The organism is Actinomadura violacea (genome assembly GCF_017573465.1).
In the GTDB taxonomy this organism is placed as follows: Bacteria; Actinomycetota; Actinomycetes; order Streptosporangiales; family Streptosporangiaceae; genus Spirillospora; species Spirillospora violacea.
Genome location: NZ_JAGEPF010000031.1, coordinates 121,109 through 136,132 on the forward strand (window position 1 = coordinate 121,109; position 15,024 = coordinate 136,132).

At 71.4% G+C, this 15,024-nt stretch carries 14 protein-coding genes and 1 pseudogene; 11 read left to right on the forward strand and 4 right to left on the reverse strand.

Annotated features, from left to right (window positions below):
* Nucleotides 1-78: 78 nt before the first annotated feature.
* The 4 genes from J4709_RS41070 (at nucleotide 79) to J4709_RS41085 (ending at nucleotide 5,166) form a co-directional block, all read left to right on the forward strand.
* Nucleotides 79-1,545, forward strand: a complete 1,467-nt coding sequence (locus J4709_RS41070; protein WP_208250102.1) for a multicopper oxidase family protein — start codon at nucleotides 79-81, stop codon at nucleotides 1,543-1,545.
* Nucleotides 1,546-1,934: 389 nt separating this feature from the next.
* The gene (locus tag J4709_RS41075) at nucleotides 1,935-2,081 is read left to right on the forward strand and encodes a hypothetical protein (protein WP_208250104.1); all 147 of its coding nucleotides are present in this window, start codon (nucleotides 1,935-1,937) and stop codon (nucleotides 2,079-2,081) included.
* Between the two features lie 158 nt (nucleotides 2,082-2,239).
* A complete protein-coding gene (locus tag J4709_RS41080; protein WP_208250107.1) occupies nucleotides 2,240-3,559 on the forward strand; it encodes a cupredoxin domain-containing protein in 1,320 nt (439 codons plus the stop codon).
* Nucleotides 3,556-5,166, forward strand: a complete 1,611-nt coding sequence (locus J4709_RS41085) for an MFS transporter (RefSeq protein WP_208250108.1) — start codon at nucleotides 3,556-3,558, stop codon at nucleotides 5,164-5,166. The genes J4709_RS41080 and J4709_RS41085 overlap by 4 nt, the downstream gene beginning before the upstream one ends.
* Nucleotides 5,167-5,219: 53 nt before the next feature.
* Here the strand turns inward: J4709_RS41085 and J4709_RS41090 are convergent, their stop codons facing one another.
* Genes J4709_RS41090 through J4709_RS41105 form a run of 4 tightly spaced genes read right to left on the reverse strand, consistent with a single transcriptional unit; the run spans nucleotide 5,220 to nucleotide 8,584 of the window.
* Nucleotides 5,220-5,990: an ABC transporter permease gene (locus J4709_RS41090; RefSeq protein WP_208250111.1), complete on the reverse strand. Its 771-nt coding sequence runs from the start codon at nucleotides 5,988-5,990 to the stop codon at nucleotides 5,220-5,222.
* Nucleotides 5,987-6,769 (reverse strand): ABC transporter permease, encoded by a 783-nt coding sequence (locus J4709_RS41095; protein WP_208250113.1) that lies wholly within the window; start codon nucleotides 6,767-6,769, stop codon nucleotides 5,987-5,989. The genes J4709_RS41090 and J4709_RS41095 overlap by 4 nt, the downstream gene beginning before the upstream one ends.
* Complete coding sequence (locus J4709_RS41100; protein ID WP_208250115.1) at nucleotides 6,766-7,587, reverse strand: ABC transporter ATP-binding protein; 822 nt, start codon at nucleotides 7,585-7,587, stop codon at nucleotides 6,766-6,768. Before J4709_RS41100 ends, J4709_RS41095 begins: the two co-directional genes overlap by 4 nt.
* A gap of 1 nt (nucleotide 7,588) precedes the next feature.
* Nucleotides 7,589-8,584, reverse strand: a complete 996-nt coding sequence (locus J4709_RS41105; protein WP_208250117.1) for an ABC transporter substrate-binding protein — start codon at nucleotides 8,582-8,584, stop codon at nucleotides 7,589-7,591.
* Between the two features lie 131 nt (nucleotides 8,585-8,715).
* On the opposite strand from J4709_RS41105, the gene J4709_RS41110 reads away from it, so the two are divergent.
* The 7 genes and pseudogenes from J4709_RS41110 to J4709_RS41140 all read left to right on the forward strand — a co-directional run.
* Nucleotides 8,716-9,903, forward strand: coding sequence for a Rieske 2Fe-2S domain-containing protein (locus J4709_RS41110; RefSeq protein ID WP_208250126.1), 1,188 nt, complete (start codon nucleotides 8,716-8,718; stop codon nucleotides 9,901-9,903).
* Nucleotides 9,904-10,002: 99 nt separating this feature from the next.
* Entirely contained in the window at nucleotides 10,003-11,298 is a 1,296-nt protein-coding gene (locus J4709_RS41115; protein WP_208250128.1) for a peptidase dimerization domain-containing protein, read from the forward strand.
* Nucleotides 11,288-12,244, forward strand: a complete 957-nt coding sequence (locus J4709_RS41120; protein WP_208250130.1) for a DODA-type extradiol aromatic ring-opening family dioxygenase — start codon at nucleotides 11,288-11,290, stop codon at nucleotides 12,242-12,244. Before J4709_RS41115 ends, J4709_RS41120 begins: the two co-directional genes overlap by 11 nt.
* Complete coding sequence (locus J4709_RS41125) at nucleotides 12,241-13,101, forward strand: alpha/beta fold hydrolase (protein WP_208250132.1); 861 nt, start codon at nucleotides 12,241-12,243, stop codon at nucleotides 13,099-13,101. The genes J4709_RS41120 and J4709_RS41125 overlap by 4 nt, the downstream gene beginning before the upstream one ends.
* The gene (locus J4709_RS41130) at nucleotides 13,098-13,886 is read left to right on the forward strand and encodes an alpha/beta fold hydrolase (protein ID WP_208250134.1); all 789 of its coding nucleotides are present in this window, start codon (nucleotides 13,098-13,100) and stop codon (nucleotides 13,884-13,886) included. The genes J4709_RS41125 and J4709_RS41130 overlap by 4 nt, the downstream gene beginning before the upstream one ends.
* A 14-nt stretch (nucleotides 13,887-13,900) precedes the next feature.
* A complete protein-coding gene (locus tag J4709_RS41135; protein ID WP_208250136.1) occupies nucleotides 13,901-14,764 on the forward strand; it encodes an alpha/beta fold hydrolase in 864 nt (287 codons plus the stop codon).
* 58 nt (nucleotides 14,765-14,822) lie between these two features.
* Nucleotides 14,823-15,024 (forward strand): annotated as a pseudogene (locus J4709_RS41140) (MBL fold metallo-hydrolase); the annotation flags it as partial.

Consider the following 15,024-nt stretch of genomic DNA (forward strand, 5'->3'; position numbering starts at 1 on the left):
ACCAGACCCTCCGGCTCCACAGGCGGACGGCGGGCCCGCACACTCCGGGCATCGGTCCCCGCCCACCCGGAGGTCCCCATGGCCGACCGACCCGCCCTCACCCGCCGCCGCCTGCTGCAGGGCGGCGCAGCCGTCGCCCTGGCCGGGGCCGGAGCCCTCGCCGTGCGCGGGCTGACGGCGCCGTCCGCGCTGGCCGCCGACACCTTCCAGTCGCTCGAACCGTCCCCCGGGAGCGTCGACATCGGCGGCCGGACCGTGTCGACATGGCGCTTCGCCGACGCGATCCCCGGCCCGGCGATCCGCGCGAACGCCGGCGGATCCGTCTGGGCGCGGCTGGTCAACGGCCTCCCCGACCCGACGACCGTGCACTGGCACGGCATCAGGATCGCCAACGCGATGGACGGCGCCCCCATCACCCAGACGCCCACCCCGTCCGGCGGCTCCTTCGACTACCGCTTCACCGCGCCCGACCCCGGCACGTACTTCTACCACTCGCACTACGGCATGCAGCTCGACCGCGGCGTCTACGGGCCGCTCATCGTGGACGACCCGAACGAGCCGCTCTCCTACGACGCCGAGTTCGTCGTCGTCCTTGACGATTGGATCGACGGCACAGGCACCACACCCGACGCCGTGCTGGCCAAGCTGCACGCCGGAACGCTCAACGCCCCGCCCATGTACAGCGACGCGCTCGGCGGCCTCGCAGGCAACGTGTCCTACCCGTACCACCTGATCAACGGGAGGACGCCCGCGAACCCCGTCACCTTCAGTGCCTCGCCGGGGCAGCGGGTGCGGATCCGGCTGATCAATGCCGGCGGCGACACCGCCTACCGGGTCGCGCTCGGCGGGCACAGGCTCACCGTCACCCACACCGACGGCTTCCCCGTCCAGCACGTCACGGTCGACACACTCCTGATGGGCATGGGGGAGCGGTACGACGTGCTGGTCACCCTCGGCTCCGGCGTCTTCCCGCTCGTCGCGTCCGCCGAAGGGAAGAACTCCCGCGCGTTCGCCCTCGTCCGGACGGCTCCGGGGACCGCGCCGTCCTCGTCGGTGACCGTGCCGGAACTGAACAGAAACCTGCTGGCGCTCTCGCAGCTGCACGCCGACCCGTCGGTGAACCTGCCGTCCCGGCCGATCGACCAGACCGTGCGGATGTACCTGGGCATGGGGCCGCTCGGCATGACCTGGTCGATCAGCACCTCGCCGGGCGGCACGCCGACCGGTTCACTGCGCGTGCAGGTCGGCCAAGGTCAGCGGGTGCGGCTCGCGTTCACCAACGCGACGCAGATCTGGCATCCGATCCACCTGCACGGGCACACCTACCAGGTCGGCGGTGCGGGCGCAGGGCCGCGCAAGGACACCGTCATCGTCCGCCCGAACGAGACGATCAACGTGGACCTCGACGCCGACAACCCAGGCGAATGGATGCTGCACTGCCACAACCTGTACCACTCCGAACTCGGAATGATGGCGACGCTCGGCTACGGCCCGAAACCGGTCACCGCGCCCGCGCAGCCGCACACCGCCCACCTGGGCCACTGACGAACAGGAGAACGATGGACTTCTTCGACCGCCCACCTGGCCCGCTGCCCTGGACGGAGTGGACACACTGTTCCTGCTGTTCCCGTTGCCCGGCAACAAGGCCGCCCGCAACGGGGTCACCCCGTTCCTGGAAGCCGCGGAAAAGGCGGGCTGCCGGCACGTGGTCTACGTGTCGGTGTTCGGAGCCGACAAGGCGAAGTTCATCCCGCATTACAAGGTCGAACAGCGGCTGTTCTCCTCCGGAATGACGTGGACGGTGCAATATATCCACCCACGGCGACGACATCGTGGACCACCACGAACTGTTCATTCCAGCCGGACGGGGGCCGCACCACCTTCATCGACGCGCGCGACGCCGCCGCGGCGTCGGCTGGGACACCATCGGCTTCATGAGCGCCGTCTACACCCTCACCCGCCTCGGCCGGAACCAGCCGATCACCGGCGACGTCGAGCGGCTGCTGGGCCGCCCGCCGCGCACCCTCGCCGACTTCCTGGAATTCAGCGCGTGGCGGTGGCGGGAGCGGGCCTGGACCTGACCGGTACCGGCCCGGTTCGCTGACCAGAACGCCGGGCTCACCGCCACATCGAGAGGCGTCGCACTATTGCGGCGCCGGAGTGCCGCATCGCTGACGGCGCTCCGGATTCGGGGATGTCCTGCTCCGTTTCTCGATGTGAAGGATGGTGAGTTCGGCTGATGACCGCCGAATCCCCAACGCCGCTCGTCTATCTCGGACTGCCGGCGGAAATGACGCGGGCTGGGACGAAAGCCGCGGCCACGGGCCCGACCATCTACCGGACGGCCGGTGGACTGGTCGCCGACGCCTTGGCGGCCGAGCCCGCCGAGCCGCAGTGGCGCCGGGTCGCCCCGTCCGCCGACGCCCCCGCAGAAGCGGTCTCGGCCGAGGACGGCCTGGCCGCGGCCATCCGGATGGGACCGGTCATGGTTCCGCTCGACACGCACGCCGCCATCGCCTACGGCGTCCGCGCCGGCCTGCTCGAACTCGCCCCCGAGGACGCGTCCGGCCCGGTCCGGATCGCGCTGCGCGGCCCCGGCACCCTCGGCGTCGGATGCGCGGTCGCACCCGACCGGGACGAAGAGGAGCCGGACGATGCACAACGGGTGCTCTACGGGTGGTATCTCGGCATGCCGCTCGTCCACAAGGTCTCCGTCCCCGGCTACTACGGCGGCAAGGCGCCGGACGAGCCCGACCCGGCGCTGCCGGCGATGTGCTGCTACCTGACCGGGACGGTCGACGAGGCCGCGCCGTCCTCGCCGGTGCGGGAGGTCCCGACGCCCGACGGCATGCGGACCCTGTGCTCGCATCAGAACACCACCGACAGGCACCCCGGCGCGCAACCGCACAACAACTTCGGCTTCTTCGTGATCCGCGGCCCGAAGGGCACCGAGGACAACGTGCGGGTCAGGCCCGCCCCGCCGAACTCGATCCCCGCCGAGCCGCTCGCGTACGAGATGCGCCTGAACGGGCGCTGGACCGGCCTGAACAACCACCTCGTCATCGAGCACGGCGTCGCCACCGGCCACCTCGCCCTGGAACCGCTGGAGTACGGCGGGCAGATGTGGACCTCGTTCCCCGGCCGGACGCAACTGGCGATCGACTGCGAGCCGACCGGAATCGTGGAGATCGACGCCGGCCGGCGGCTGACCCAGGGCACGCTGGACATCAAGAAGGCCGACATGGAGCTGATGGGGCACCGGCGCAACAGCCCGGTCGCGCCGGGCGCCCGGCGGATCGAGGTGTCCTGCGCCGGACTGGAGTTCCTGCCCTCGCGCATCCACGTCCGAGCCGGTGAGGACGTGGCCGTCGCCCTAACGGCAACCGACGTCATGCACAACCTCGAGATCGAGGAACTCGGCTTCTACGTCCAGGCGGACGCGGGGGAGACCGCGCTCGGCGGCCTGCGCGCCGACGAGCCCGGCACGTACCCGTTCCACTGCTCGCTGATGGCGCATCGCGCCGCCGGCATGACCGGGACCCTGGTGGTCGGGCCATGAGCGCGCCCGCGGCCGCCCCGGCCGCCCTGCCGTCGCGCGGGCAGGCCCTTGTCATCTTCGGCGGCCTGCTGCTGGCCCTGCTGATCGTCGGGCTCGACCAGACCACGGTCGCCGTCGCCGCGCCGACCATGATGCAGAAACTCGGCGGCCTCGGCGATCTGCCCTGGGTCTTCAGCGCCAACCTGCTCGCAGCGGCCGCCGCCGCACCGCTGTTCGGCAAGCTCAGCGACCTGTTCGGACGGCGCGCCCTGTTCATCACCGCGCTGGCGGTGTTCGTCGCCGGCTCGGCCGCCTGCGGCCTGGCGCAGAACGGCGGGCAGCTCATCGCCTTCCGCGCCGTCCAGGGCGCAGGGTCCGGCGGTATCACCGCGATGGTGGTCGTGGTGATCGGCGCGATCGTCGGCCCCCGGACCCGGGCCGCCTACCAGGGCTATGTCGGCGCAGAGCTGGCCGTCGCGCAGGTCATCGGACCATGGCTCGGCGGCTACCTGACCGACCACGCCACCTGGCGCTGGGTCTTCCTGCTCAACGTGCCGGTCGGGCTCATAGCCCTAGTCGTCGCCTGGCTGACGCTGAAGGCTCCGCCGGCCGGTGCCCGCCCGGTGATCGACTGGTTCGGCGCCGCGTTCCTGGTCGCCGGGATCGCCTGCCTGCTGCTCGCCCTGTCCTGGGGAGGGACCAAGTACCACTGGTCGTCCGGGCAGGTGATCGGCCTGCTGGTCGCCGCGGCGGCCCTGCTGACCGCGTTCGCGTTCACCGAGCGGCGCGCGGCCGAGCCGATCGTCCCGCTCGGCTTCTTCCGCGACCGGGTGACCGCGGTGGCGCTGCTGCTGATGCTGCTGGTCGGGATGAGCATCTTCAGCCTGACCTTCTACATGCCGGCGATGCTGCAGATCGTCACCGGGGTCAGCGCCACCGACTCGGGCTTCCTGGTGCTGCCGCTGCAGCTCGGCGTCGTCGCCACCTCCATCGTGTCGGGTCACGTGGTGGCGGCCAGCGGGCGGTACCGTCCCTGGCCCATCGCGGGGACCGCCGTCGCCGCGGTCGGGGTGTACCTGCTGTCACGGATCACACCGGGCACCGGCGAGGTCACCGCGATGCTGTTCATGGTGATCGTCGGCCTCGGGCTCGGCTGCCTGGTGCAGCTCATGGTGGTGGTCGTGCAGAACGCCGTCCCGCAGCGCGAGCTCGGCAGCGTCACCGCCTCCACCGGCCTGTTCCGGATCGTCGGCGGCGCTGTCGGCTCGGGAGTGTTCGGCGCGATCCTGAACGCGCGCCTGCCGGACGCCGTGGCGAAGCACGTCCCGCGCGGCGCGCTGCCGCCCGGGATGCCCGTCGGGTTCCTCACGCAGAACCCCTCCCAGGTCAAGAAGATGCCGCCACCGGTGCGCACCGGGCTCGCGGCGGCGTTCGCCGACGTCTTCCACGTCATCTTCCTGTCGGCGCTGCCGCTCGCCGCCCTGGCGTTCGTCGCCGCGCTCCTGCTCAAGCAGATCCCGATGCGCGGCCACGACCCCGCCGCCGCGGACCCGGAGGAGGCCGCGCCGCCGGCCGTGCCGGCGCAGCAGGCCGACGGCGAGGGCGCCGGCGCCGGAACGGAGGGCTGAGACGCACGTCCCCTGGCCGGGCCGCTGCCCGGCCAGGGGACGTCGCGGACGGCTCAGCCGGACGCGTTCTCCGGCGCCCAGCGCATCAGCCGGCGCCGCGCCAGCAGGAGCAGGCCGTCCAGCACGAACCCGAGCACCGACACCGCCACGACGGACACGTAAAGCTGGGCGGTGTCGAGCTGGCGCCAGCCGGCCACCATCGCGTGTCCCAGGCCGTCGGAGGAGACCACCATCTCACCCACGTACACCCCGATGATCGCGCCGATGAGCCCGACCCGGGCGCCCGCCAGCAGCCCCGGAAGCGCCGAGGGGAGGACGACGCGGAACGCGACCGCGGAACGCGACGCGCCCATCGACTCGGCCGACCAGGTGAGCCGTTCGGGCACGCGGGACGCCGCGGCGGCCACGGCGGCCGCGATCGGGAAGACGGCTTCGGCGAAGCCGAGCGCCACCTTCGAGGCGGTGCCGAGCCCCAGCAGGATCACCAGGGCGGGGAACATGGCGATCTTCGGCGCGGGGAAGCCGAGGCCCACGATGGGCCGCAGCGCGGCCCGCGCCGTCGTCGACCGGCCCATGGCGAGACCGGCGATCGTGCCCGCGGCCAGCGCCAGTGCGAAGGCGGCCAGGACCCGTCCGAGCGTGGTGCGCAGGTCGCGCGGGAGCGATTCGTCCGACCACAGGTCACCGGCCCGCCGCGCGACCGCTCCGGGGCCCGGCAGGACGAACGGGTTTCCGAGCCATCCCCGCGACACCGCGATGTGCCACGCGCCGATGAGCACCGCCAGAGCCAGCAGCGGGCCGGCCCGCGAGATCAGCCGCATCATACGTCTCCCTCCCACCAGCGGACGGCGCGGCGGACCGTCCACGCGTACACCGCGTCCAAGCCCAGCCCGGCGAGCGCGACGAGCACCGTCACCGCCCACACCCGCTCGTACCGGCCGATGTCATAGGCGTTGAACAGGTAGGCCCCCACTCCCTTGCCGCGCACCAGCAGCTCGGCACCGACCAGGCTGAAGATCGAGACGGCCAGGGCGATGCGCAGGCCGGACAGCACCTGCGGCAGGGCGGCCGGCAGGACGATGGTCAGCAGCCGGCGGACCGGGCCGGCGCCGGCGGCGCGCGCCGACCACAGCAGGCACGGCTCCACCTCCGCCGCGCCGTGCGTCGCCGACACCGTGAGCGGGATCAGGCAGCCGAGCGCGATGACCACGATCCGCGCGGTCTCGCCGGCGCGCTCCGAGGGCATCCGGAGCCCGAGCACGAGCAGCAGCGGGATCACAAGGGCCACTTTCGGTACCGGGTACAGCAGCGCGAGGAGCGGCTCGACGAGCCGCCGCAGGACCTGTGCACGGCCCATGGCGATGCCCAGCGGCACTCCGATCAGCACCGCCAGGCCGAGCCCGGCGGCCCAGCGCCCGGCCGACAGCCCGACCTGGCTGCGGAAATCGCCGTCCCGCAGAACGTTCCAAACCTCGCCCAGCACCTTCGACAGCGGCGGGAGGGACTGGTCGGGCGCCACCCCGGTCCTCGGCGCGGCCTCCCAGCAGCCCAGCAGCACCAGCACGGCCGCCACGGAGATCGAGGCCGCCCGGAGCCGTGTCACGCCGGACCCTCCTCGCGCAGTTCCGCCCAAATGCGCTCGTACAGGGCGGCATAGGAAGAGTCGGCGAGCACCTGCTCCCGCGTGCGCGGACGCGGGAAGCCGGGCGTAATGACGTCGCGGACGCGCGACGGTCGCGACGACAGCACCACGATCCGGTCCGACAGGTAGAGCGCCTCCTCCACACTGTGGGTGACGAACAGCACGGTCTTGCCGGTCTCATCCCAGATCCGCAGCAGTTCCTCCTGCAGAAGTGCACGGGTCTGGGCATCGAGCGCGCCGAAGGGCTCGTCCATGAGAAGCACCTCGGAGTCCATGGCGAGGGTCCGGGCGATGGCGACACGCTGCTTCATGCCGCCCGACAGCTCCGACGGGTAGAGGCGTCCCGCCTCGTCCAGCCCGACTAAGGACAGCAGCCGCCGCGCCTGTTCCGGCCGGTCCTTGCGGGATACGCCGCGCCGGGCCAGCGCCCAGGTGACGTTTCCGAGGACGGTCTTCCAAGGGAAGAGGGCGAACTCCTGGAAGACGATGCCGCGGTCGGGTCCCGGACCCGACACCTCGCGGCCGTCGCACAGCACGGATCCGCCGTCCGCGCCGATGAACCCGCCGATGATGTAGAGCAGGGTCGACTTGCCGCATCCCGAGGGGCCGACCAGGCTGACGAACTCGCCGGGCCGGACGTCGAGATCGATGCCGCCGATCGCCTGCACCGTGCCGCGCCGGCGCCCGGCGTAGGACTTCGCCACCCCGGACAGCCGGAGCTTCGCCTCATCCGCCTCACGCCGTGCGGAGTCCACCGGGTGGGCCGCTTCCGCCGCCATGTCAGCTCGCCTTCGCGAGGACGGAGGCGTCGAGGTACTTGTGCACGTCCAGCTTCTTCTTCAGGACACCGTTCTGGTGGAAGTAGTCCCAGGTGGACTGGAGCCCGGCCGCGTCCAGAGCGCCCCCCGGCGGCCGGTAGTAGTCGTCGCGGGTCATCAGGTAGCCCTTCAGCGCGCCGGCGGGGATCTTCGCGATCTTCGCCTCGGCGTCGATCACCGTCTGCCGGTTGGCGGGGTCGGTGACGAACTTCGCCACGGTGCTGAAGTCGTCCATGAAGCAGCGGGCGGCCTTCGGGTGCTCCTTGACGAAGCGCCGGTTGAACACCTGCAGCAGCTGGGGCATGTTGTCCTGAACGTCGGAGACGCGGAACAGCGGCCGGAACCTCCCGGTCGCCATCGCCTTGGCGTAGAAGGGCTGGGCGAACACCGCCGCGTCGACGCGCCCGCTCGCGAGCGCCTCCTGCTGCTGCGGGTAGGGCAGTTCGGGGTTCTGGTAGTCCTCGCCGGTCTTCAGCCCGGCCCGCTGCAGGTACTGGACCTGCACGTAGTAGGTCGGCGTGCCGATGCCGGCGGTCGCGACCTTCTTTCCGCGCAGGTCCGCCGCGGTCCTGACGGGGGAGTCCTTGCGGACGAGCCAGGTGGTGGTGAAGTTGGGCGTCCGCTCGGCGAACATCTCTCCGGCCACGGTCAGGTCCGCGCCGCGCTCCACCGCCGTCCCGACCGCCAGGGCGCCGACGGTGGCGCCGTCCAGCGTGCCGGCGGCCAACTCCTGCGCGCCCTGCGCGGTGTTGGTGAGCTGCTTCCACTCCAGTGTGTAGCAGTGACCCTGGTTCGGTGCCTTCGACGGGTCGGCCTGCATCAGGTATTTGATCTCGTCGCCGGGCACGCCCCAGGCCATCCGGATCTTGGTCGGGCCGCCGCCGTCATCAGCGGCGCCGCCGCAGCCGGACGCCAGTCCGGCGAGGACCGCTGTGACGAGCGCGAATGTACGGCGCATGGACGCTCCTTCGCTATCGAGCAGGATGCATCGCGAGTCTCCGGGAGGGCCCGCGGCGGCCCAAGGTGGCCGGTTCGGTGGGCGGACCCTGTTCCTTGGGCTCACCAGGTGTTCCGCCCCAACATCGAGGCGTGACAGGAGCCGATTCACAGACGCAGCGGGGAGCGCGCGGACGCCGGGACTGGTCCACGTGGCCGCACTACGACGCGGCCGCGGCGGGATTCCGCGGCTACTGGTACCCCGTCGCCTGGTCGAACCATGTGACCGGGAAGCCGATGGGCGTCACGCTGTGCGGAGACAAGATCGCGCTGGTCCGGGACCAGGGGACCGCCTACGCGCTGCACGACCGCTGCCCGCACCGGGGCGTGCCGCTTTCGCTGGGCCGCCGCGAGTTCCCCGGGACGCTGAGCTGCCCGTACCACGGGTGGACCTACGACCTGAAGGACGGCGACCTCGTCGCGGCGATCACCGACGGTCCGCAGTCGCCGATCTGCGGGAAGGCGCGCGTCGCGACGTACCCGGTGGCCGAGCGGCTCGGAATGGTGTGGGTGTACGTGCCCATCGCAGATGAGGACCCGCACCCGATCGACGAGCAGCTCCCGGAGGAACTGGTCGAGAACCCGTTCGTCATGGGCGGCCGCATGGACGACCGCGCCGGCAATTGGCGTTTCGCCTGCGAGAACGGCTACGACGAAGGGCACGCCAAGTACCTGCATCGCACGTCGCTGTGGCGGCTGTTCAAGGCGATGCCGACGTGGAACGTGACACGCATCGTCCCGCAGGGCCGCTGGATCTACCGCAAGCAGGAGGAGCAATTCTGGGAGGCGGACTTCCCGGGACTCGGCCGCTGGACGAACAAGCGCTGGTGGAAGCTCAGCCCGCTGGCCGCGAAGGACGGCGGCGCGCCGTCCAACATCGGCAACACCGGGGCGGCGGCCAAGGTCGACCCGGTCATCGCCGCACAGGAGTTTCCGGGGTTCGCGTCGGTGTCGATGCCAGGAGTGCTGCGCATCGCCTATCCGAACTTCATCCATTACGAGTTCTACGTCCCGGTGGACGCGGACAGGCACCTGTACGTCGGCGTGATGGTCAATTTCTTACGCGGCCCGGCGACCCTGAAGTTCTACGCCAAGTACCTGGGCTGGATCCGGTGGCTGTTCCACGGCCAGTTCTCCGGCCAGGACGCGTGGATGGTCGACGTGACCGACGCGCCTCCCGAGCAGCTGTACCGGCCCGACGTCTCGCTGACGGCCTGGCGGGGCCTGGCCGAGAAGGAGTTCAAGGCCAAGCTCGCCGCGATCCGGAAGGAGGACGACTGAGATGCGACGCGCTCTGGTGATGGCCGCGCTGGCTGCCCTGGTGGTGCTCGCCTGGCGGTTGCGGCGGACGAGCCGGACCCAGGTCCACCGGATCAACCAGTGAACTGGGTCGAGCGGGCCCGCGCACAGGTGCGCCGCGCGCGGCTGCTGGAACTGGTCATAGGCCTTGTCGCCATACCGAGCCCGACCGGCGATGAGGGGCCGCTGGCCGAATACGCGGCGGCGGAGATGGCGGCCGCTGGGCTGCAGTCCGGGACGCTGCCGCTGGACGACCGGCAGGCGTGCGCCTGGGCGCGGCTGCCGGGAAAGGGCGGCGGCCGCGACCTGATGCTGTACGCGCCCGTCGACACGCTGACCATCGGACGCGCCGATGAGGACGTCCCGTGGATCGGCCCCGCGTTGCGCGCCGACATGCGTGCCGAGCCTTCCGTACGTGGGGACTATGTGGTCGGGCTCGGGGCCGGCAACCCGAAAGGGCACGCAGCCTGCGTGATCGCCGCGGCGGAGGCGGTCGCCGCGGCCGGTGTGCCGCTGGCCGGCGACCTGCTGGTGGGGCTCGGAGCGGGCGGCATGCCCACCAACGCGCCCCGCCTGGACGGCGACGTCCGCCGCCACACCGGCCAGGGCGTCGGCTGCTCCTTCCTGCTTGAGCAGGGGTTGTGGGCGGACCACGCCGTCATCGCCAAACCAGGCTGGACCGTCTCGCACGAAGAGGTCGGACTGGCCTGGTTCGAGGTGACCGTGCACGGCACGCACACCTACGTCGGCAGCAGGCACCGGCTCCCGTACCGCAACCCGATCGCCGCCGCGGGCCAGGTGGTCGCCGGACTGGAGACGTGGTTCGAGGAGTACGCCTTCCGGCACACCGCCGGGACGGTGGCGCCCCAGGGAGTGGTGAGCGCGATCGAGGGCGGCTGGATGCGGATGGCCGCGGTCACCCCGGCGGCCTGCCGGTTCCGCTGCGACCTGCGGCTCCCGCCGGGCCTGACCCCGGCGGAGGCCAAGCGCGAGTTCGCGACCGCGATCGAGAAGATCGCTGCCGAAAGCGGAGCGGAGGTCACCTGGGAGATGGTGCTGGCCATCCCCGGCACGCGCACCGCCCCGTCCGACCCCGTGGTCACCGCCGCCATCGCCGCGTTCAAGGAGGCCGAGGGCGGCCCGCATCAGCCGATCACCGGCAACTCCGGGGCCACCGACGCCAACATCCTGCGGTCGCGCGGCGTGCCGACCGTCCGGGTCGGGATGCCGAAGGCGAGCACCGGCGAGCTGGGCATCGACCCGTCCGCCGACTTCCAGATGGGGATGAACACCGTGGACCTGCGCGAGATGGAGCGGCTGACCAGGCTGCTGATCCGGGTCGCGATCGACGTGATCGGGGTGCGCGATGCCGGCTGAGATCGTGTTCGGCATCGGCGCGTCCCACAGCACGCTGATGAACACCCACTGGGCGGAGACGCGGCAGAAGGCCGAGGCCACCCGGTTCCGCGACGCGCTGTACGAGGCCCGGGACCTGCTCGCCGCGGCCCGCCCCGACACCGTCGTGATCGTCGGCTCCAATCACTTCCGCGGCTTCTGGCTCGACCTCATCCCCGCCTTCACGATCGGCGTGGGGGAGTGCATCGCCAGCGGCGAGTCCGGCACCCCCAAGGGCCCGCTGCCGGTGGACGTCCCGCTCGCCAGGCACATCGCGTCAGCGCTGATGGACGGCGGGTTCGACCCGGCGTTCTCGGCCCGGCTACAGATCGACCACGGCCAGACGCACGCCGTCCAGTACCTGCTGGACGGGCTGGACGCCGACATCGTCCCGCTGGTGGTGAACGTGTTCGCGCCGCCGCTGCCGACCACGGCGCGGTGCGCCGACCTCGGTGCGGCGCTGCGCGCGGCCGTCCGATCCTTCCCGGACGACCGGCGCGTCGCGGTCATCGGCTCGGGCGGCCTGTCGCACCGGCTGCCGTGGCCCGACTGGCGGGACCCGCACGGCGACGACGAGGAGTTCATGGTCGCCGCCTGGCTGAACGGGCGCGGTGACTGGTCCCGCTACGACGCCCGGCGGCGGCAGATCATCCGGGCGGCGCCGAGCATCGTCAACCCCGGGTTCGACGAGGAGTTCCTCGGCCTGATCGAGACCGGCGGCACCGACCGGATGCGCGCTTGCACCACCGAAGACCTGCAGCGAACCGCGGGCAATGGCGCGCAGGAGATCCGCACCTGGCTGGTCATGGCCGCCGCCCTCGGGCACGTGCCCGGCCGCCGGCTCGCCTACGAGCCCGTCCACGACTGGCTGACCGGGATGGCCGTCGCCGTCCTCGACCCGACCGCGCAGAAGGAGCCCACCGCATGACGATCTGGACCGACCTCACGGGCGTGGAGCACCGGCTGGCCTACGCCGACGCGGGAGGCGTGCGGACGCGCGCGCTCGTCGCCGGCCCCGAGGACGGCCCGCCGGTGGTGTTCCTGCACGGCACCAGCGGGCACCTGGAGGCGTTCGTCCGGAACATCCCCGTGCACGCCGACGCCGGCTACCGCTGCCACGCCATCGACATGCTCGGCCACGGCTACACCGGCAAACCCGACCACCCGTACGAGATACCGCGCTACGTCGAGCACCTGACCGCCTACCTCGACGCGATCGGCGCGGACCGCGCCCACCTCGTCGGCGAGTCGCTCGGCGGGTGGGTGGCCGCATGGCTCGCGAGCGAGGCCCCTGACCGGGTCGCGTCGCTCCAGCTGCTCGCGGCCGGCGGAACCAAGGCCGACGCGAAGATCATGGAGCGGATCCGCTCGTCCACGCTGAACGCGGTCCGGACCGACGACATCGACCTCACCCGCAAGCGGCTGTACTTGCTGATGTACGACCCGGCCACGGACGTCTCCGAGGAACTGGTCGAGGTCCGTCACCGCATCTACCACCAGCCGGACTTCGTGGCGAACGTCCACAACCTGCTGTGCCTGCAGGACATGGAGACACGGCGGCGGAACCTGCTGCGGCCCGACCGGATGGCGCGCATCACCGCGCCCACGCTCATCGTGTGGGGCCGCCAGAACCCGTTCGGGGAGGTGCCCGAAGCGCAGGCCATGCACGAGGCGATCGCCGGCTCCCGCCTGGAGCTGTTCGCCGAGTGCGGCCACTGGCCCCAGCACGAGCGCGCCGACCTGTACAACCCGCTGTCGCTGGAGTTCCTGAAGGGCGCGGCGTGATCCGCTTCGGCTACGCGGACACGCCGCTCGGGCAGGTGCATTACGCCGAGTCCGGGGTACGCACCGGGCCGCCGCTCATCCTGCTGCACCAGACACCGCGGTCATGGGACGAGTTCCGCGAGGCGATCCCGCGGCTCGCCGCCGGCCGGCACGTCATCGCGCCGGACACTCCCGGGTTCGGCGCATCGGCGCGGATCACCGAGCACAGCATCGAGAACTACGCCGCCGGAATCCTCGGTCTCCTCGACGCGATGGGCGTGGACGAGTTCGACCTGGCCGGTCACCACACCGGCGGGGTCGTCGCCGTCGAAGCCTGCGCGCGGGCTCCGAAGCGGGTGCGCCGGCTCGTCCTGTCGTCGACCCCGTACATCGACGAAGCGGCGCGGAAGCGCCGCGCGTCGCGCCCGGCGATCGACGCGGTGGCCGAGCGACCCGACGGCTCGCACCTCACCGAACTCTGGCGGCGTCGCGCCGCGTTCTACCCCGGCGGCCGCTCGGACCTGCTCACCCGCTTCGTCCGGGACGCACTGCGGGTCTGGCCGGACGTCGAGCACGGACACGCCGCGGTGAGCGCGTACCGGATGGAAGAACGCATCGGGCTCATCGCGTGCCCCGTGCTGTGCGTCGGCGCCTCCGCGGACCCGTACGCCTTCCCCGAACTCGGACCGCTCACCGAACACATCCCGCACGCCGAGACCGCCGTCATCGAGGGCGGAGGCGTCCCCCTCGAATTCCAGGCCGCGGAGTTCGCCCGCCTGACCGCGGCATTCCTCGGCCGGACGTGAAAGGAAGGACCAGCATGCCAACCGAGACGCCCCCCGCGCCGGCCGGAACGTTCATCAAGGCCGACGGCGTCACCTACCACTACATGGACATGGGGCAGGGCGCACCGACGATATTCCTGCATGGCGGGGGACCCGGCTGCACCGCCTGGAGCGACTTCGGCCCGGTGGCGCCGCTGTTCGCGCGGAACAGGCGTTGCCTGCTCGTGGACATTCTCCAGTACGGCAGATCCGAGAAATGCGTGATCGAAGGCCCGATGTGGGACTTCCATGCCGCCAGGACCGTCGCATTGATGGACGCGCTCGCCATCGAGCGGGCCGACTTCGTCTGCAATTCCTGGGGCGGCACCATCGCCCTGAACATCGCGGCGAAATACCCGGAGCGGGTCCGATCGCTCGTCGTCACCGGTTCGATGCCGGTCTTCTACGGGCCGCTTGCCCCCCTGCCGGAAAGCGGGAGGCGCGGCAGGAACGCCCGCGACGCCTACTACGGCGGAGACGGCCCGAGCCCGGAGAAGATGCGAGACCTCATGGCGCGGCTCGAATGGTACGACCCCGCGGCCATTCCAGCCTCCACCGTCGAGATGCGTTACGAGCAGAGTCTCGATCCCGAGGAGATGGAACTGGCGGCACGGTCCGACAGCCCCCGAGGCGATTGGCAGGACCTCACCGAAGAACTGGGCCGCATCCAGGCGCCCGTCCTTTTCTGCTGGGGCATGCAGGACGCCTTCCTCACGCCGGACTACCCGCTGATGCTCGCCCGGATGGTCCCGCGCGGACAGCTGTACGTCATGGACCGGGCAGCGCACCACCTGCAGGAGGAGCGCCCGCATGACTACCACGCGGTGGTCAGCGGCTTTCTCGATCAGGAGCACGGCTGAACCGCCGGACCGGCGGGTTCGTCCAGGTGAAACCCATCGAACGAATTGGAGAAACGGAATGAAGCCGTTCGCGTCGTCGGCTGATCTGGGGGAGAAGGAGCGGAGTCTGGAGGTGTTGGCGGACGGGGTGTATGCGTTGACCGCCGAGGGTGATCCGAATGTGGGGGCGGTGGAGGGGGAGGACTTCGTCGTCTGTTTCGAGGCGCTGGCGACGCCGGTGGCGGCGCGTGAGTGGTTGTCGTTGCTGCGTGAGCACACCG

Excerpts from the sequence above, each read along its gene's own strand:
- J4709_RS41070 (WP_208250102.1), top strand. The coding sequence starts at position 79 with ATGGCCGACCGACCCGCCCTCACCCGCCGCCGCCTGCTGCAGGGCGGC.
- J4709_RS41075 (WP_208250104.1), top strand. The coding sequence starts at position 1,935 with ATGAGCGCCGTCTACACCCTCACCCGCCTCGGCCGGAACCAGCCGATC.
- J4709_RS41080 (WP_208250107.1), top strand. The coding sequence starts at position 2,240 with ATGACCGCCGAATCCCCAACGCCGCTCGTCTATCTCGGACTGCCGGCG.
- J4709_RS41085 (WP_208250108.1), top strand. The coding sequence starts at position 3,556 with ATGAGCGCGCCCGCGGCCGCCCCGGCCGCCCTGCCGTCGCGCGGGCAG.
- J4709_RS41090 (WP_208250111.1), bottom strand. The coding sequence starts at position 5,990 with ATGATGCGGCTGATCTCGCGGGCCGGCCCGCTGCTGGCTCTGGCGGTG.
- J4709_RS41100 (WP_208250115.1), bottom strand. The coding sequence starts at position 7,587 with ATGGCGGCGGAAGCGGCCCACCCGGTGGACTCCGCACGGCGTGAGGCG.
- J4709_RS41105 (WP_208250117.1), bottom strand. The coding sequence starts at position 8,584 with ATGCGCCGTACATTCGCGCTCGTCACAGCGGTCCTCGCCGGACTGGCG.
- J4709_RS41120 (WP_208250130.1), top strand. The coding sequence starts at position 11,288 with ATGCCGGCTGAGATCGTGTTCGGCATCGGCGCGTCCCACAGCACGCTG.
- J4709_RS41125 (WP_208250132.1), top strand. The coding sequence starts at position 12,241 with ATGACGATCTGGACCGACCTCACGGGCGTGGAGCACCGGCTGGCCTAC.
- J4709_RS41135 (WP_208250136.1), top strand. The coding sequence starts at position 13,901 with ATGCCAACCGAGACGCCCCCCGCGCCGGCCGGAACGTTCATCAAGGCC.